Genomic DNA, 16,136 nt, shown 5'->3' on the forward strand with positions numbered 1-16,136 from the left:
GATCGGGGGACGGGCGGCTACTCCCCGGCCGTGAGGATGCGGACGCTGGGACGGACCGGGATCAAGATCAGCCCCTACTGCCTGGGCGCGATGATGTTCGGCGCCTGGGGCAACACCGACCACGACGACTCCATCCGGATCATCCACCGCGCGCTGGACGCCGGGATCAACGTCGTCGACACCGCCGACGTGTACGCGCAGGGCGAGTCGGAGGAGATCGTCGGCAAGGCCCTGCAGCAACTCCCGCCCACCCGACGGGACGACGTCGTGCTCGCCACCAAGGCGCACGCGCCGATGGGCGACGACCCGAACCACCGCGGCAACTCGCGGCGCTGGCTCGTGCGCGAGGTCGAGGACTCGCTGCGGCGGCTGCAGACCGACCACATCGACCTCTACCAGATCCACCGCCCCGACCCCGAGACCGACGTCGAGGAGACCCTCTCCGCGCTCACCGACCTCGTGCGCAGCGGGAAGGTGCGGGCCATCGGGTCGTCGACGTTCCCGGCGTCGGAGATCGTCGAGGCGCAGTGGGTCGCCGAGCGCCGCGGGTACGAGCGCTTCCGCAGCGAGCAGCCGCCCTACTCGATCCTCAACCGCGGCATCGAGCGCGAGGTGCTCCCGGTCTGCCGTCGCTACGGCATGGGCACGCTCGTCTGGAGCCCGCTGGCGATGGGGATGCTCACCGGGAAGATCCGCAAGGGCCAGGAGGCCGGGACGCAGCGCGCGCAGCGCACCCCGGGCCGGTTCACCGACGAGCGCAAGCTCGACGCCGTCGAGGCCCTCATCCCGCTCGCGGAGAAGGCGGGCCTGTCGATGGTCCACATGGCGATGGCCTTCGCCGTGTCCCACCCGGCCGTGACCTCGGCGATCATCGGGCCGCGGACGATGGAGCAGCTCGAGGACGTGCTCGCCGGCGCGGAGGTCACGCTCGACGACGAGGTCCTCGACCGCATCGACGAGATCGTCCCGCCCGGCGTCGACGCCAACCCCGGCGACGTCTCGTACGAGCCACCCGCCATCGGTCAGGTGGCCCAGCGCCGTCGTCCGCGTGAGGAGCGGGCCGCAGCAGGGAATTAATTCCCCCGAAACGGTCGGATGGCGGCTGGAAGCCGGGCATCCCCTCGTCAACGCTGATCACCCAGTCCCACGTCCGGAAGGGGTCCCGAGATGGGCACCGTCGCCGTCGTGATCATCATCGTGGTGGTGCTGCTGGCCGTGGGCGGTGTCGCCGCACTCGTGCTCGCCCGACGACGGCGGCAGCAACAGCTGCAGCAGGAGTTCGGCCCCGAGTACGAGCGCCGCGTCTCCGAGACCGGCGACCGCAAGGAGGCCGAGCGGGAGCTGCGCGAGCGCAAGGAGCGCCACGACCAGCACGACCTCCGGCCCCTGCAGCCCGACGAGCGCCAGCGGTTCCACGCCGACTGGCAGCAGGTGCAGCGCGGCTTCGTCGACGACCCGGGCGGCGCGGTCGAGCACGCCGACGCGCTGCTGGTGACGATCATGCGCGCGCGTGGTTACCCCGTCGAGGGCGGGGAGCGGCGCACCGACGACCTGTCGGTCGCCCAGCCCCACCTCGTCGAGGACTACCGCGAGGCCCAGCGGGTCGTGACGGCCCACCGGCAGGGCTCGGCGACCACCGAGGACCTGCGCGCCGCGTTCACGTCGTTCCGCACGCTGGTCGAGGCGATGCTGGACGACGGCGCCCACGGCGGGCAGCAGCAGGGCGGTCCGCACGGCTACGGCCAGGACGGTCACGGCGGTCAGCCGGGCGGACCGGGAGGTCACGGCGGACCCGGCGGGCAGCCGGGCGGCCACGGCGGACCCGCCGGTCCCGGCGGGCCCCAGGGCGGCACCGAGCGCATCCCGGGTGCGCCCGGTGGTGGGCAGGGCCAGCAGGTCGGACACACAGCAGGAGCCACGGAGCGGATCGGGCCCCCGCCCGGGGGTGGGCCCGGGCAGGGCGCACCCCCCGCGGCCCCGGCCGGTCCGGGCCGGCCACCGTCGGCGCCCCCGGCGACCGGCGGACCCGACGGACACCAGGAGCGCAGGCGATGAGTCATCCCGAGCAGAGCCGTCCCGCCGGTCACCTCGACGAGCAGGCGGGCCACCAACGCCCGGGCGGGTACGACGAGGACCCGCGGCAGGACGACGGCGCGCCGGGCCGCGGCGCCGACGACCCGTACGGCCGCCAGGCCGCCGGGCAGTTCGGCGACCAGCAGGGCCAGCAGCACGCCGACCCGTACGGCGACCCGTACGTCGGGGCGCAGCAGCAGCACGGCCAGCCGCAGGGCCAGCAGTACGGCGGCCAGTACGGCCGGCCGCAGGGCGGGGCGTACGGCCAGCAGGCCGGCGCGCACGGCGGTGGCCAGCACCTCGGCGGCGGTCAGGACGACCAGCCCGGGGCGCAGCCGGGTCAGCACGGCGGCGGCGGGCAGTTCGACCAGCCCGGCCAGTACGGCGGCGGCCAGTACGACCAGGCCGGTGTGCAGCCGGGTCAGCACGGTGGCGGCGGGCAGTTCGACCAGGCGGGCCAGTACGGCGGGGGTCGGTACGACCAGGCCGGCCAGTACGGCGGCGGCCAGTACGACCAGCCCGGTGCCCAGCCCGGCCAGCACGCGGGCGGGCAGTACGGCCAGCAGTTCGACCAGCAGGGCCAGCACGCGCCCGGCCAGCAGCAGTACGCCGGGCAGGACTCCGGCGTGCCGACGGGCGCCGGCCCGGGCGGCCCCGGTGCCGCCGGCGCGTCCGGGATGGGCGGACAGCCGGGGGCCTACCCCGGCCCGCCCGACCACGCGGGAGGCGCGCCCGGCGAGCCGACCGACGGCCGTGACGGCCGCGGTGGGACCGGTGGCCCGGGCGAGCCGGCGTCGGACACCGGCCGGGGCGGCAGCGGTGCCGGCCCCGACCACGACACGATCATCGACCCGGAGCGGGCGGCCCAGTGGCGCACCCAGTGGGAGGAGGTCCGCATGACGTTCGTGGACCGCCCCCGCGACGCCGCGTCCCGCGCGGACGGCCTGGTCGGCGAGGTGCTCGAGGAGCTCTCGCGCACCTTCGCCCAGCAGCGCAGCGCGCTCGACCCGAACGCGCTGGACGGCGACCCGTCCACCGAGGAGCTGCGCCGCGCGGTGCAGCGCTACCGGGAGTTCTTCGACCGGCTGCTCACGCTGTAGCCCGCGCTACCCGCCGGTACGGTCCGGCCGTGGTCTCCACCCAGGACTTCGGCCGTGCCCTCGACCGCCTCGCCCCCGTGGTCGGGGCGGTCACGAGGGCGCACATCGCGCTCTACCGCCGTACCGGCGGGCGCCTCGGGCACACGCTCCCGGGGCTGCCGACGATGCTGCTGCTCGACCACGTCGGCGCGCGCAGCGGGCGACCGCGCACCACGCCCCTGCTCTACTTCACCCACCCCGACGAACCCGGACGACCTCGTCGTCGTCGCGTCCTACGGCGGCCACCCGCGCCACCCGGCGTGGTTCCACAACCTGAAGGCCCACCCGGACACGACCGTGCAGGTGCGCGACGAGGTCCGCCCGGTGCACGCCCGGATCGCCGACGACGCCGAGCGCGAGCAGCTCTGGCCGGCGGCGATCGCGACGTACGGGCCCTTCCGCGGCTACCAGCGCCGCGCGCAGGAGGTCGGGCGCACGATCCCGTTCGTCGTGCTCACCCGCCGGCGGTAGCGCCTACCCCCGCAGCCGGACGTGGTCGGGGGTCAGGTCCGCGACCCGCGTGACGCCCAGCAGCGCCATCGTCCGGCGGATCTCGGCGGTGAGGATCGTGCCGAGCCGCTCGACCCCGCACTCGCCGCCGGCCATGAGGGCGTAGAGGTAGGCCCGCCCGACCAGGCACCCCGAGGCCCCGAGCGCGACGGCGGCGACGATGTCCGCGCCCGACATGATGCCGGTGTCGAGCAGCACCTCCGCGTCGCCGCCGACCTCGTCGACCACCGCCGGCAGCGTCTCCAGCGGCACGGGCGCGCGGTCGAGCTGGCGGCCGCCGTGGTTGGACACGACGACCGCGTCGGCGCCGGCGTCGACCACCCGGCGCGCGTCCGCCGCGGTCTGGACGCCCTTGACGACGAGCGTCCCGTTCCACGTGGATCGGAGCCAGGTGAGGTCGTCGAGGGTCAGGTGCGGGTCGAACATCGTGTCGATGAGCTCGGCGACGGTGCCGCCCCACGAGGACAGGGCGGCGAACTCGAGCGGCTCGGTGGTCAGGACGTTCGCCCACCAGTGCGGGTGGCGGGCCATGTCCAGCAGCGTCCGGGCGGTGAGCGCCGGCGGGATGGTCAGGCCGTTGCGGGCGTCGCGCAGGCGCGCCCCGCCGACCGGGGTGTCGACGGTGAGCATCAGGGCCTCGTTGCCCGCCGCCTTGGCCCGCTCGACGATCGCGGCGCTCGCCTCCCGGTCGCGCCACAGGTAGAGCTGGAACCAGCGGCGCGTCTCCGGCGCGGCGAGGGCGAGGTCCTCGGGCGAGGTGGTGCCCATGGTCGAGAGCGTGTGCGGCACCCCGAGCCGGGCGGCCACGCGGGCCACGGCCGGTTCGCCCTCGTGGTGCATCATGCGCGTGAACCCGGTCGGCGCGAAGGCGAACGGGAGCGCCGAGGGCCCGCCGAGCAGCGTGGTCGACATGTCGATCGTCGAGACGTCCCGCAGCACCGACGGCCGGAACTCCAGCGACGCGAACGCCTCCCGCGCCCGGCGCAGCGAGTGCTCGGCCTCGGCGGCGCCGTCGGTGTAGTCGAAGACGGCCCGGGGCGTGCGCCGGCGCGCGATCTCGCGGAGGTCGGCGACGGTGTGGGCGCGGGCGAGGCGCCGCCGCGTCGGGTCGAGCTCGGGGCGGGCGACGCGCAGGAGCGGGCGCAGCTCCGACGGCCGCGGCAGCCGGCGCGCCGTGCGGCCGGTGATCGGGTGCTGCTGCGGGGTCGTCATCGGCCACGCTCCTCTCGCGACGGCGGGACCTCCCACCGAACGGGGCGCGGCGCGGGACGTCAAGGCGGGGACGACGCGGGGCGGAGCCCGGCCGTGCCGGGGCAGGCACGAGGAGGGGATGGTCCCCCCGTGGCGACCTGGTCTGCGGTACAACCGACCGTGACGGGGCCGACCACCGACGGTCCGGGGGAGAGGACGAGGTCGTGAGCTACCCGCAGCGCTCGTGGGACGACGGCGACGTGGAGGTCCTGGGCAAGAGGCTCTGGGCCGGCGGGGTCGCCACCGCCATCGTCGCCGCGGGCATCGCGATCGTCGGCGTGCTGATCATCTCGAACGTCTTCGAGCTCGGCATCCAGACCGCCGAGCGCAGCGGCGCGCTGGTCGACAACGCGATGACGATCATCCCGGTGTGCGCGGTCATCGCCGCCCTCGCCGGCACCGCGCTGCTGCACCTGCTGCTGCTCACCACGCCCCGGCCGGCGACCTTCTTCTCGGCCATCGTGCTGCTGGTGCTCGTGGTGCTGCTGCTGCAGGTCTTCCTCGCGCGCGGCGGGATCATCGACCACATCGCGACGGCGGTGCTCTACGCGGCGATCGGGCTCGCGATCATCTCGATGCTCTCGGGCGTCTCGCGCACCGCCGTGCGCCCGGTCTCGGCGGGCGGCTGGGGCGGGCGCCAGTACGACGGGCGCTACGACCAGCGCTACGGCAGCTACGAGCAGCCGCGTGACCCGTACGCCGGCCCCTACGGCCAGGACGAGCGCACCACCCGTTACGACCCCCGGGGGCAGCAGGGCGGCCGCTGGGGGTGATCGGCCGGGCCGTCACCGTGACGTTGATTCTATTGACGCCCCTTCCCTTGACCCTCCGTGCGACGCCTGACGACGATCGAGGCGCGCGATGCTCCACGCGGGCGATCACACCTGTCCGCGTCCAGCTCCGTCGCCCCCGGTGGGCGACACCGGGAGGAGAGGTCAGCGATGGCACCCACGGCGGTGAACGGCACGAGCGGCCGCGAGCACGAGGTCGTCCGACAGGCACCGGCGCCGGGAGAGGCCTCGGGCACGACGCCCCACCACCCCGTCGACCTCGAGGCGGCCCGCCAGGCGATCCGCCTCGCGCTGCCCGAGCCGGGCAGCAAGTTCAGCCAGGACGACGAGTTCTGCGTCGTCGCCCAGCCCGACGGCACCTGGGGCGAGTTCCGGTTCCACGACTACGACCGCATCTTCCAGGTGCCGGGGCTCTACGAGAAGATCTTCTACGACGTCCTGGGCTGCGACTCGCCGCGGTTCATGGTCGGGCTCCTCGACGACGCGCTCGCCTCGTCGGGGGTGTCGGCGTCCTCGTTGCGGGTCCTTGACCTCGGCGCGGGCAACGGGATCATGGCCGAGGAGCTCGCGGCGGTCGGCGTCGAGCACTCCGTCGGCGTCGACATCCTCACCGAGGCCCGTGACGCCGCGCTGCGCGACCGTCCGGGTCTCTACGCCGACTACCAGGTCGCGGACCTCACCAAGCTCCCCGCCCCGGCCCGCGAGGCGCTCGCCGGCCACGAGCTGAACACGCTGACCGTGGTCGCGGCCCTGGGCTTCGGCGACATCCCGCCCGTGGCGTTCCGCACCGCCTACGACCTCATCGCCCCCGACGGCTGGGTCGTCCTGACCATCAAGGACGCCTTCCTCGAGGCCACCGACACCTCGGGCTTCGGCGGCATGATCGGCGAGTCGATCCGGTCCGGTGCGCTCGAGGTCGTCCGGCGCGAGCGCTTCCAGCACCGCCTCGCCACCGACCGCAGCCCGCTGCTCTACGAGGGCATCGTCGCGCGCAAGCGGGGGCCGCTCGCCGGCTGACCCCTCGGGTCGGCGACGTGAGGACGACCTCGGACTCGTCGGTAACCGTGTGACCCACGTCCCAGCGGGGCACACTCGTCCACGGGGCGTGTCAGGTGTGGCACGCCCGGTGAGTCGACGTGGAGGTCGCCGACATGACCGTGGACCAGGCCCGGACCGGACCGCAGCGGAGCCCGGCCGTCCCGACGTTCCCCACCGTGGACGTCGCCCGTTCCCTGGAGTCGGTGGTTCCCGCCGACCTCCTGGCCGAGGTCGACCCGGCGCTGTGGGGGCGCACGGTGGTGCAGGTCGCCCAGGGCCTGGCGACCCACCCGGCCGACGTCGGACGGGTGGTCGCCGGGCACGCGGCGCTGGCCGCCCGCATCGGCACGGCCACCGTCGCCCGGGTCTTCGGGTCCAGCGCGGACGGCCCCGTGCCGATCGAGAAGGACGGCCGGTTCAAGGACCCGACCTGGGAGGAGAACCCGGTCTACTGGGGGCTGCGCCAGCAGTACCTCGCGCTCACGGCGACGCTGCACGACCTCGTCGACGCCGCCGGCCTCGATCCGTCGTCGCGCGAGCGCGCGTCGTTGCTCGCCGACGTGCTGAGCAGCGTGCTCTCGCCGACCAACCTGCTGCCGGGCAACCCGGCGGCGCTGAAGCGGGCGTTCGAGACCGGCGGGTCGAGCGTGGTCTCGGGCTTCCGGCAGATGCTCGACGACCTCGCCACCAACCAGGGCCGGCCGCGCCAGGTCGACCGCTCGCAGCTGCGCGTCGGCAAGGAGCTGGCCGCGACGCCGGGCAAGGTCGTCTACCGCAACCGGCTCATGGAGCTCATCCAGTTCGAGCCGCAGACCGACGAGGTCCACGAGATCCCGATCCTCGTGAGCCCGCCGTGGATCAACAAGTACTACATCATGGATCTCTCGCCGGGCCGCAGCCTGCTCGAATGGGCGGTGCAGCACGGGCACACGGTGTTCGTCATCAGCTATCGCGACCCCGACGAGTCGATGGCCGACGTGGGGCTCGACGACTACCTCGAGCTCGGCAACCTGGCGGCGCTCGACGTGGTCCAGGACATCACCGGGGCCGAGAAGGTGAACCTCGTCGGGCTGTGCCTCGGCGGCCTCATGGCCACCATCGCCGCCGCGATGCTCCACGCCCGCGGCCAGGAGCACCGCCTCAACTCGCTGACCCTGACGAACACCCTGCTCGACTACTCCGACCCGGGCCCGGTGTCGAGCTTCGTCGACCCCGAGATCGTCGAGCGCCTCGAGCGCAAGATGGCGAAGACGGGCTACCTGCCCGCGGAGTCGATGGCGGGCACGTTCGACCTGCTGCGCGCCAACGACCTGATCTTCAACTACGTCGGGCCGAACTGGCTGGAGGGCAAGGCCCCGCCGGCCTTCGACATCCTGGCCTGGAACGCGGACTCGACGCGCATGCCCGCCAAGATGCACGCGTTCTACCTGCGGCACTTCTACCTGCAGAACGAGCTCGCGCGCGGCGAGCTCGAGCTGCTCGGCGAGCACCTGTCCCTGAAGTCGATCACCAACGACACGTTCATCGTGGCCGCGATCAACGACCACATCGCGCCGTGGCGCACGTCGTTCCAGTCGACCACCCTGCTCGGCGGCGACGTCACCTTCACGCTGTCCAACGGCGGCCACATCGCCGGCGTGGTCAACCCGCCCGGCAAGAAGGCCAAGTACTGGATCGGCACCGTCGGCGGCGACTCCGCGCCGGACGCGGACACCTGGATGCAGCGGGCGACGGAGGTGGCCGCTTCCTGGTGGGAGCCGTGGCGCGACTGGATGGCCGAGCGCGGCGGGGAGATGCGCCAGCCGCCGCCGACGGGCTCCGAGGCGTACCCGCCGCTCGAGGACGCCCCGGGCAGTTACGTGCTCGGGACGGGGTGACCCGCACCGCAGGGCCATGACGCCGGCGTGACCCTGCGTAACAGCGGGAGGTCGGCGGCCGATCGACGGTTGACGGGCCCGTCCCGGGTCGTCACCGTGTTGCTCACGACGCACCAACCCTGCGTCCCCGGCAACCGGCCGCCAGCCTTCACCTCCGAGGGTGTTGCCCGTGAACCGCCACGCCTCCGTCGCCCTGCGTCGCAAGGTCGACGACGCCGTCGGTCCCGCGTACGACCAGGTGTTCCTGCGCCTGGACCTCCTCCTGGCGACCCGCGAGGGGCGGTGCGGGTGCGACGCCTGCGTCGCGAAGGTCGCCGGGTGGCGCGATCGGCTGGTGGGGACGCTGCCGCCCCTCTAGACGTACGGTGACCAGTGGCGGCACGAACGGTGGTCCCGCGACGACCCGACGTGACCGGTGCCACCGCACCGCCGCGCCGGGACCCGTGTGCTTGATAAACTGAGCACTCGTCACCGACGACGGAGGGACTCCTCATGGCAACGCCGACCGCGCCGAAGGCCGACCCGGACCTCGACCAGCTCCGCGACCGGGCCGTCGACACGATCGCGCAGGTGCAGGAGGCCGGCCTGCGTCTCGCGGGCTCCGTCGCCGAGAGCTGGGCCTCGGCCCTGCGCGGACTCCCCGGGCTCCCGGGCCTGTCCGGCGTCCCGGGCCTTGCCCAGGGGGTCGACCACGGTGTGGCCGGCCTGCCGCGCACGCCCGCCGAGGTCGTCGACCGGGTCTACGACACCGGGGTGCAGATCCTCGAGGCGCAGCGCTCGGTGGCCCACCAGGTGCTCGAGGCGGTCGCCCCGGCGCTCCCGTCCGCCCGCGCGACGTCGCCGCTCCGCTGACGTCCTGGGCTGACGCCGTGGCCGGCCCGGGCGGGCCGTGGGAGGACCACCGCCGCGCCCTGGGCGGGTTCATCCGCAGCCAGCGCAAGCTCGCGCGCCTGTCGCTGCGGCAGCTCTCCGCCCTGAGCAACATCTCGAACCCGTACCTGAGCCAGATCGAACGAGGGCTGCACGAGCCGTCGGTCCGCGTGCTGCACGCGATCGCGGAGGCCCTCGACATCTCGGCCGAGAGCCTGCTCCTGCAGGCCGGCCTGGTGCGCGAACAGGCCGGGGGTTCGCCGGCGGACGCCGGCGAGCGCGGGGACTCGTCCACGGAACGGGCGATCCGCGCCGACCGCCGGCTCTCCGACGCGCAGAAGGAGGCCCTGATCTCCGTGTACCGCAGTTACACGGCGGGCTCGCCGACCGGGGGCGCGTCGTGAGCGCGCTCTCGGTCCCCGAGCCCGCGTCCGCGCCCCGCGACGAATGGATCGGCCACGTCGTCGTCGCCGGCCACCGGCTCCACGTCGCCCACCGCCCCGGCGCGCCGGCGCGCGTGCCGCTGGTGCTGGTCAACGGCATCGGCGCGAGCCTCGAGCTGTTCGAGCCCCTCATGGGCGCGCTCGACCCCGACCGTCCCGTCGTGCGCTTCGACGTGCCCGGGATCGGGGGGTCGCCGCTGCCGTGGGTGCCGCTGCCGATGGCCGGGCTCGCCGCGCTGCTCTCGGGACTCCTCGACGAGCTCGGGTACGCCCGCGCCGACGTGCTCGGACTGTCATGGGGCGGGGGCATCGCGCAGCAGTTCGCGCTGCAGCACCCCGACCGCACCGCGCGCCTCGCCCTGGTGAGCACCGGGACCGGCGCGATGATGGTCCCCGCCCGCTTCAGCGTGCTGGCGAAGATGCTCACCCCGCGGCGCTACAACGACCGCGCCTACCGTCGCGAGGAGGGCGCGGAGATCTACCAGGGCGAGTCGCAGGCGGACGTCGACGCGGTGTTCTCCCGCGCGCACCCGGTGAAGTTCCGCGGCTACCTCTTCCAGCTCATGGCGCTCATGAGCTGGACGAGCCTGCCGGTGCTGCCGTTCATCGGCGTGCCGACGCTGGTGCTCGCCGGTCGTCGGGACCCGGTCATCCCGATCGTGAACGCGCACATCATGGGCTCGCTCATGCCGCGCGCGACCGTGCACCTGCACCACGGCGGGCACCTCGGTCTGCTCACGCGGCCCGACGAGCTGGGCCGGGTCCTCGAGGACTTCCTGGACAACTGACAGCCTGCCAATAAGGTTCACCACCATGACGGTGGTGGACTGGCGGACCTGGGTGCCCGAGCGGCTCACGTATCCGGAGGTGCCCGTCGGGGCCCTGCTCGACGGCGCCGCGCGGCGCTACGGCGAGCGCACGGCGTTCCGCCACCACGACCGGGAGCTGAGCTTCACCGGCCTGTGGCGGGCGGCCAGCGGTCTGGCGCACCACCTGCAGGCGCGTGGCGTCGTCCCCGGCGACGTCGTCGGCGTGCACCTGCCCAACGTGCTGTCGTTCCCGATCGCCTACTACGGGATCCTGCTGGCCGGGGCGACGTTCACGCCGGTCAGCCCGCAGCTGCCGCCCGAGGGCGTGGCGGCGCAGCTCGCGGACGCCGGGGCCGTGGCCGTCGTGGGCCTGCAGGACACCGGGTCGGGGGTGCCGCTGATCCCGACGGACGGGGTCACCGTCGCCGACGGCGCGGAGGCCGACCACCCGCCGGTGGTCGACCTCGACCCCACCGTCGCCCGGGCCCACCTGGCCTACACCGGCGGCACCACCGGCAGCCCCAAGGGCGTGGTGCTCACCCACGCCAACGTCGTCACCAACGTCCTGCAGTACGCGTGCCACGGCAGCGGTTCGCGGCCCGTGCTCGGCGTCGGCGGGGAGGTGGGCCTCGAGCAGCTCGGCCCGGCCGAGGAGTGGCCCGTGCGCCTGGGCGAGGGCTCGGGGATCGCCGTCGCCCCGTGGTTCCACGCGATGGGCACGATCGGCGGGATCGGCGTCGCGGTCGTCTCCGGGGCGACGAGCATCGTCCACGAGCGCTTCGACCCGGTCCGCCTGCTCACCGACGTCGAGACCCACCGCGTCACGACGATCTCGGGCGCCCCGCCGCTGTTCCACGCGCTGCTCGCGCACCCCGAGGCGGCCGGCCGCGACCTGACCTCGGTGCGCACCGTGACCTCCGGCGCCGCGCCGATGCCGGTCGCGCTCGCCCAGCGGATCGCCGCGCGGATGCCCGAGGCGGTCATCGTCGAGGGCTACGGCATGACCGAGGCGACGATGGGCCTGACGATGGGGGCCACCGCACGCTCGGCGCACCGGCGCATCGGCACGGTGGGCGTCCCGGTGCCCGACACCGAGATCCGGGTCGGTCCGTCGCCCGCGGAGCCGGCCGCCGTCGGCGAGGCGGGCGAGGTGTGGGCGCGGGGACCGCAGGTGATGGTCGGCTACCTCGACCGCCCCGAGGCCACCGCGGAGACGCTGGTCGACGGGTGGCTGCGCACCGGCGACATCGGCGTGGTCGGCGAGGACGGGCAGCTCGAGATCGTCGACCGCGCCAAGGACATGCTGCTCTACAAGGGCTACAACGTGTACCCGCGCGAGCTCGAGGAGCTGCTCGTCGCGCGCCCCGAGGTCGCGTCGGCGGCCGTCGTCGGGCGCGCGGACGTCGCCGTCGGCGAGGAGCCGGTGGCGGTGCTCGTGCTGGCGCCCGGGCAGGAGGCCTCCGCGGAGCTCGCGGCGGGCGTCGTCGCGGCGCTCGACGAGCACGTCGCGCCCTACAAGCGCCTGCGTGCGGTCCACGTCGTCGACGCGCTGCCGGTGTCCGCGGCGGGCAAGGTGCTCAAGCGGGAACTGCGCGACCAGGTCCGCGACGCGGGCCCGCTCGGACCACCCGTCTGGCGGCGTGAGCAGGGCTAGAGTGACCGCATGGCCCGGATCCGCATCGTGCGCGCCGCCGACGGACGGCAGTGGATGGTGCGCCAGAAGCTCGAGTGGATCGACCCCGCCACGGGGGAGGACTTCGAGCACGACATGCAGGGTGGCCGGCTCGCGGCCATCGGCATCGTCTCGATCATGGGCCTGCTCTGGGTCGCGCTCCTGGCCTGGTGGTTCACGGGCAGCCAGGGCGTGGTCGTGCCGGTCTGGGTCTGGCTGATCCTGCTCGCGATCGCGCTGTTCTTCCCCGGTCGCTGGGTGCTGCGCCGGCCGCGCACGCTCGTCGCCGAGACGCCCGGCGGTGCCGACGGCTCGGCGCCCGAGCGCTGGGTGGGCTGGGTGCGGGGCACCGCGGCCGCGCGCGAGGAGATGATGCAGACGGTCCGCAGCCTCGAGACGCGCGCGACGCCCGCCTACGCCGACAGCCCGCTGCAGCCGGTGAGCTGACGGGTCGGTGAGCTGATGCCGGAGCTGCCCGAGGTCGAGGCCCTCGCCGAGCACCTGCGCACCCACGCGCTGGCCCGGCCGGTGGCGCGCGTCGACCTCGCGAGCATGACCGTGCTCAAGACGTTCGACCCGCCGCTCTCGGCGCTCACCGGCCGTCTGGTCACCGGCGCGGCCCGGCACGGCAAGTTCCTGGACGTGGAGCTGGAGGACACGCAGCGCAGCGGAGCTGGACCATCAACTCCACTCCACCTCGTGATCCACCTGTCGCGCGCGGGCTGGCTGCGCTGGCACGACCAGGCGTCGACGACCCCGCCGAAGCCGGGCAAGGGGCCGCTCGAGCTGCGCGTGCACCTCGAGACGGTCGGCGGGCCCGGGTTCGACCTCACCGAGGCGGGCACGCAGAAGCGGCTCGCGGTCTACCTCGTCGAGGACCCGCAGCAGGTCCCGGGCATCGCCAAGCTCGGGCCGGACGCGCTGACGCTCGGGCGCGCGGAGTTCGGCGAGCTGCTCGCCGGTCGCGGGGACACGAAGCGCAGCGGAGCCGGACCGGTCGGGTCGGCGCGGCTCAAGACGCTGCTCGTCGACCAGCAGGTCCTCGCCGGCATCGGCAACGCCTACTCCGACGAGATCCTGCACGTCGCGAAGCTGTCGCCGTTCGCCGCCGCCGGCAAGCTCGACGCCGAGGCCGTCGACCGTCTGCACCAGGCGATGATCGGCGTGCTCTCCGAGGCCGTCGACCGCGCCGTCGGCCAGGACGCCGCCCGGCTCAAGGGCGAGAAGCGCTCGGGGATGCGGGTGCACGCGCGCACCGGCCTGCCGTGCCCGGTGTGCGGGGACACGGTGCGCGAGGTCTCGTACGCCGAACGGTCGTTCCAGTACTGCCCCACGTGCCAGACACAGGGTCGGGCGTTGGCGGACCGGCGGCTGTCGCGTCTGGTCAAATAGGTGCCGTGCCCAGCTGGTTGACCGATCCGCGCGTGCTCGCCGCCGTCGGTGTGGCGATCGCGCTGGTGGTCGCCGTGCTGGTCTACCGGCGGGTCAAGCGGCGCAACGAGTTCGCGTCCCCGCTGGAGCGCGCGACGTTCTCGACGCTGCACACCGTCTCGCTGGCCGCGCCGGCGCTGCGCGAAGGGCTCTCCGAGGGGTCGGCGCAGTTTGCGGTGCCCTACCTGCGCACGCTGCTCGACACCGAGGCCCTGTCGATGACGGGGTCGGACTGCGTGCCGCTGGCCTGGGACGGCGAGGCCGAGCACCACAGCCTCGACGTGCGCCAGTACGCCGAGAAGGTCATGCGCACCGGTCGCCAGCAGGTGGCCAGCCGCAAGGACATCGAGTGCGGCTCGCAGGACTGCCCGGTGCGTGGCATCGTCGTCGTCCCGCTCGAGGTCGACGGCAACGTCGCCGGCACCCTGGCCGCGGTCAGCGCCGACACCCCGGGGCCGGTGCTGCTGCGCGCGTCCGCGGAGGTCGCGCGGTACGTCTCGAGCCAGCTCGAGCTCGCCGACCTCGACGAGTCGCGCGCCCGGCTCAACCGCGCCGAGGTCCGGGCGCTGCGCGCGCAGATCTCCCCGCACTTCATCTACAACGCGCTCAACACCGTCGCCTCGTTCATCCGCACCGACCCGGAACGGGCCCGCGAACTCCTCATGGAGTTCGCGGACTTCACGCGCTACTCGTTCCGCCAGGCCGGCGAGTACACGACGCTGGCCGACGAGCTCAAGAACATCGACCGCTACCTGGCCCTCGAGCACGCCCGCTTCGGCGCGCGGCTGACGGTGAAGGTGCAGGTGGCGCCCGAGGTGCTCTCGGTCGTATTGCCGTTCCTGGCGCTGCAGCCGCTGGTGGAGAACGCGGTGCGCCACGGCCTGTCGGGCAAGCCCGGCGGCGGCACGGTGACGCTGACGGCCGAGGACTCCGGCGCCGAGTGCACGATCATCGTCGAGGACGACGGCGTCGGCATGGACCCGAAGGCGCTCAAGGAGGAGAACCGCGACGCGCACCTGTCGGGCGCGCACGTCGGCCTCGGCAACGTCGACGACCGCATGCGCTCGGCGTTCGGGCCCGACTACGGGCTCGTGGTGGAGACCGAGCGCGGCGCCGGCACGAAGATCATCCTGCGCGTGCCGAAGTTCCGCGCGGGCGTCCGCGTCTAGCTGATCACCGTCTGACCGTCGGGTCACCCGGGTGGCGGCTAGCGTGGGTGACATGAGCTCGCGCCTCGGTTCTGCCCTGTCGTCCGTCCTGCCCGGTCCGCTCGCGGCGGCCACGGGCCAGCGCACGGTGAGCGTCGTCCGGCTCCAGGGCGTGATCGCCGCGAACAGCGCGCCGGTGCCCCGGGCGGTCATCAACATCACCGCGGTGGAGGACGCGCTGCGCCGCGCGTTCACCGCCGACCGCGTCCAGGCCGTGGCGCTGATGATCAACTCGCCGGGTGGGTCGGCCACCCAGTCCGCGCTGGTCGCCGACCGCATCCGCGGCCTCGCCGAGGAGCACGAGGTCCCGGTGCTGGCGTTCTGCGAGGACGTGGCCGCCTCCGGCGGGTACTGGCTGGCGTGCGCCGCCGACGAGATCTACGCGCACCCCACCTCGCTCGTCGGCTCGATCGGCGTCGTCTCCGGCGGGTTCGGGCTCCAGGGGCTCATCGAGCGCTACGGCATCGAGCGCCGCCTGCACACGGCCGGGCAGAACAAGGCCCGCCTGGACCCGTTCCAGCCCGAGAAGGCCGAGGACGTGGAGTGGCTGCTCGGGATGCAGGGCGAGCTGCACGAGATGTTCATCCAGTGGGTCCGCACCCGGCGCGGCGACGCGCTGCAGGAGCGGGAGACCCAGCGGAGCGGAGCTCGACCCGACGAGACCGACGACCTGTTCACCGGCGAGGTGTGGACCGGCAAGCGGGCGCGGGAGCTGGGCCTGATCGACGACCTCGGCACGGCGCGCGAGGTCCTCAGGCGCCGCTTCCCGGACGCCGAGCCGGTCACCGTCGAGCCGCGGCGCCCGCTGCTCGCGCGCCTCGGGCTGGGCGGGGTGCTGGCGCCCCTGGCGCCGCTCGCGGGGGCGGGCATCGACCCGGTCGGCTCGGCGCTCGAGTGGGTCGAGCACCGGGCGCTGTGGAGCCGTTTCGGGCTCTGAGGGCGCTGCGCGTCGCGCATTCGTCACCCACCGTCGCACGCACGGACCTAGGCTCCCGGGGTCAGGGCGAGCCCGTGCGGGAGGTGG

General features: G+C 74.1%; 16 protein-coding genes and 2 pseudogenes. 17 read left to right on the forward strand and 1 reads right to left on the reverse strand.

The genetic code is table 11. From position 1 onward, the window contains the following. The first annotated feature begins 30 nt into the window (after window positions 1-30). The 5 genes and pseudogenes from PGB27_RS13075 to PGB27_RS13095 all read left to right on the forward strand — a co-directional run. Window positions 31-1,077 carry an aldo/keto reductase gene (locus PGB27_RS13075; RefSeq protein ID WP_274200798.1) on the forward strand — a complete coding sequence of 349 codons (1,047 nt, stop codon included), beginning with the start codon at window positions 31-33 and terminating at the stop codon, window positions 1,075-1,077. A 90-nt stretch (window positions 1,078-1,167) separates the two neighbouring features. Then, window positions 1,168-2,055 (forward strand): hypothetical protein, encoded by an 888-nt coding sequence (locus PGB27_RS13080; protein WP_274200799.1) that lies wholly within the window; start codon window positions 1,168-1,170, stop codon window positions 2,053-2,055. Further along, a complete protein-coding gene (locus PGB27_RS13085) occupies window positions 2,052-3,173 on the forward strand; it encodes a hypothetical protein (protein ID WP_274200800.1) in 1,122 nt (373 codons plus the stop codon). Before PGB27_RS13080 ends, PGB27_RS13085 begins: the two co-directional genes overlap by 4 nt. A gap of 77 nt (window positions 3,174-3,250) precedes the next feature. Continuing rightward, a pseudogene (locus PGB27_RS13090) lies at window positions 3,251-3,346 on the forward strand (nitroreductase family deazaflavin-dependent oxidoreductase); the annotation flags it as partial. Window positions 3,347-3,476: 130 nt separating this feature from the next. Further along, a pseudogene (locus PGB27_RS13095) lies at window positions 3,477-3,683 on the forward strand (nitroreductase/quinone reductase family protein); the annotation flags it as partial. A 3-nt stretch (window positions 3,684-3,686) separates the two neighbouring features. Here the strand turns inward: PGB27_RS13095 and PGB27_RS13100 are convergent. Continuing rightward, the gene (locus tag PGB27_RS13100; protein ID WP_274200801.1) at window positions 3,687-4,934 is read right to left on the reverse strand and encodes an alpha-hydroxy acid oxidase; all 1,248 of its coding nucleotides are present in this window, start codon (window positions 4,932-4,934) and stop codon (window positions 3,687-3,689) included. 203 nt (window positions 4,935-5,137) lie between these two features. On the opposite strand from PGB27_RS13100, the gene PGB27_RS13105 reads away from it, so the two are divergent. From PGB27_RS13105 to PGB27_RS13160, 12 genes are all read left to right on the forward strand, one after another. Further along, window positions 5,138-5,746 (forward strand): hypothetical protein, encoded by a 609-nt coding sequence (locus PGB27_RS13105; RefSeq protein ID WP_274200802.1) that lies wholly within the window; start codon window positions 5,138-5,140, stop codon window positions 5,744-5,746. A gap of 168 nt (window positions 5,747-5,914) precedes the next feature. Beyond that, complete coding sequence (locus tag PGB27_RS13110; protein ID WP_274200803.1) at window positions 5,915-6,781, forward strand: methyltransferase domain-containing protein; 867 nt, start codon at window positions 5,915-5,917, stop codon at window positions 6,779-6,781. A 134-nt stretch (window positions 6,782-6,915) separates the two neighbouring features. Next, the gene (locus PGB27_RS13115; RefSeq protein WP_274200804.1) at window positions 6,916-8,679 is read left to right on the forward strand and encodes a PHA/PHB synthase family protein; all 1,764 of its coding nucleotides are present in this window, start codon (window positions 6,916-6,918) and stop codon (window positions 8,677-8,679) included. A 169-nt stretch (window positions 8,680-8,848) separates the two neighbouring features. After that, entirely contained in the window at window positions 8,849-9,037 is a 189-nt protein-coding gene (locus PGB27_RS13120) for a hypothetical protein (RefSeq protein ID WP_274200805.1), read from the forward strand. 134 nt (window positions 9,038-9,171) lie between these two features. Next, the gene (locus PGB27_RS13125) at window positions 9,172-9,531 is read left to right on the forward strand and encodes a hypothetical protein (protein WP_274200806.1); all 360 of its coding nucleotides are present in this window, start codon (window positions 9,172-9,174) and stop codon (window positions 9,529-9,531) included. Window positions 9,532-9,548: 17 nt separating this feature from the next. After that, window positions 9,549-9,953 (forward strand): helix-turn-helix domain-containing protein, encoded by a 405-nt coding sequence (locus PGB27_RS13130; RefSeq protein WP_274200807.1) that lies wholly within the window; start codon window positions 9,549-9,551, stop codon window positions 9,951-9,953. Beyond that, window positions 9,950-10,780 (forward strand): alpha/beta fold hydrolase, encoded by an 831-nt coding sequence (locus tag PGB27_RS13135; protein ID WP_274200808.1) that lies wholly within the window; start codon window positions 9,950-9,952, stop codon window positions 10,778-10,780. The genes PGB27_RS13130 and PGB27_RS13135 overlap by 4 nt, the downstream gene beginning before the upstream one ends. Window positions 10,781-10,805: 25 nt before the next feature. Further along, entirely contained in the window at window positions 10,806-12,455 is a 1,650-nt protein-coding gene (locus tag PGB27_RS13140) for a class I adenylate-forming enzyme family protein (RefSeq protein ID WP_274200809.1), read from the forward strand. A 9-nt stretch (window positions 12,456-12,464) separates the two neighbouring features. Continuing rightward, window positions 12,465-12,920, forward strand: coding sequence for a hypothetical protein (locus tag PGB27_RS13145; RefSeq protein ID WP_274200810.1), 456 nt, complete (start codon window positions 12,465-12,467; stop codon window positions 12,918-12,920). A 15-nt stretch (window positions 12,921-12,935) separates the two neighbouring features. Then, the gene (locus PGB27_RS13150; protein WP_274200811.1) at window positions 12,936-13,865 is read left to right on the forward strand and encodes an Fpg/Nei family DNA glycosylase; all 930 of its coding nucleotides are present in this window, start codon (window positions 12,936-12,938) and stop codon (window positions 13,863-13,865) included. Window positions 13,866-13,870: 5 nt separating this feature from the next. Beyond that, window positions 13,871-15,073: a histidine kinase gene (locus tag PGB27_RS13155; RefSeq protein WP_274200812.1), complete on the forward strand. Its 1,203-nt coding sequence runs from the start codon at window positions 13,871-13,873 to the stop codon at window positions 15,071-15,073. 52 nt (window positions 15,074-15,125) lie between these two features. After that, window positions 15,126-16,049: a S49 family peptidase gene (locus PGB27_RS13160; RefSeq protein WP_274200813.1), complete on the forward strand. Its 924-nt coding sequence runs from the start codon at window positions 15,126-15,128 to the stop codon at window positions 16,047-16,049. The last annotated feature ends 87 nt before the right edge of the window (window positions 16,050-16,136 follow it).

This window comes from Actinomycetospora lemnae, from assembly GCF_028737315.1.
In the GTDB taxonomy this organism is placed as follows: domain Bacteria; phylum Actinomycetota; class Actinomycetes; order Mycobacteriales; family Pseudonocardiaceae; genus Actinomycetospora; species Actinomycetospora lemnae.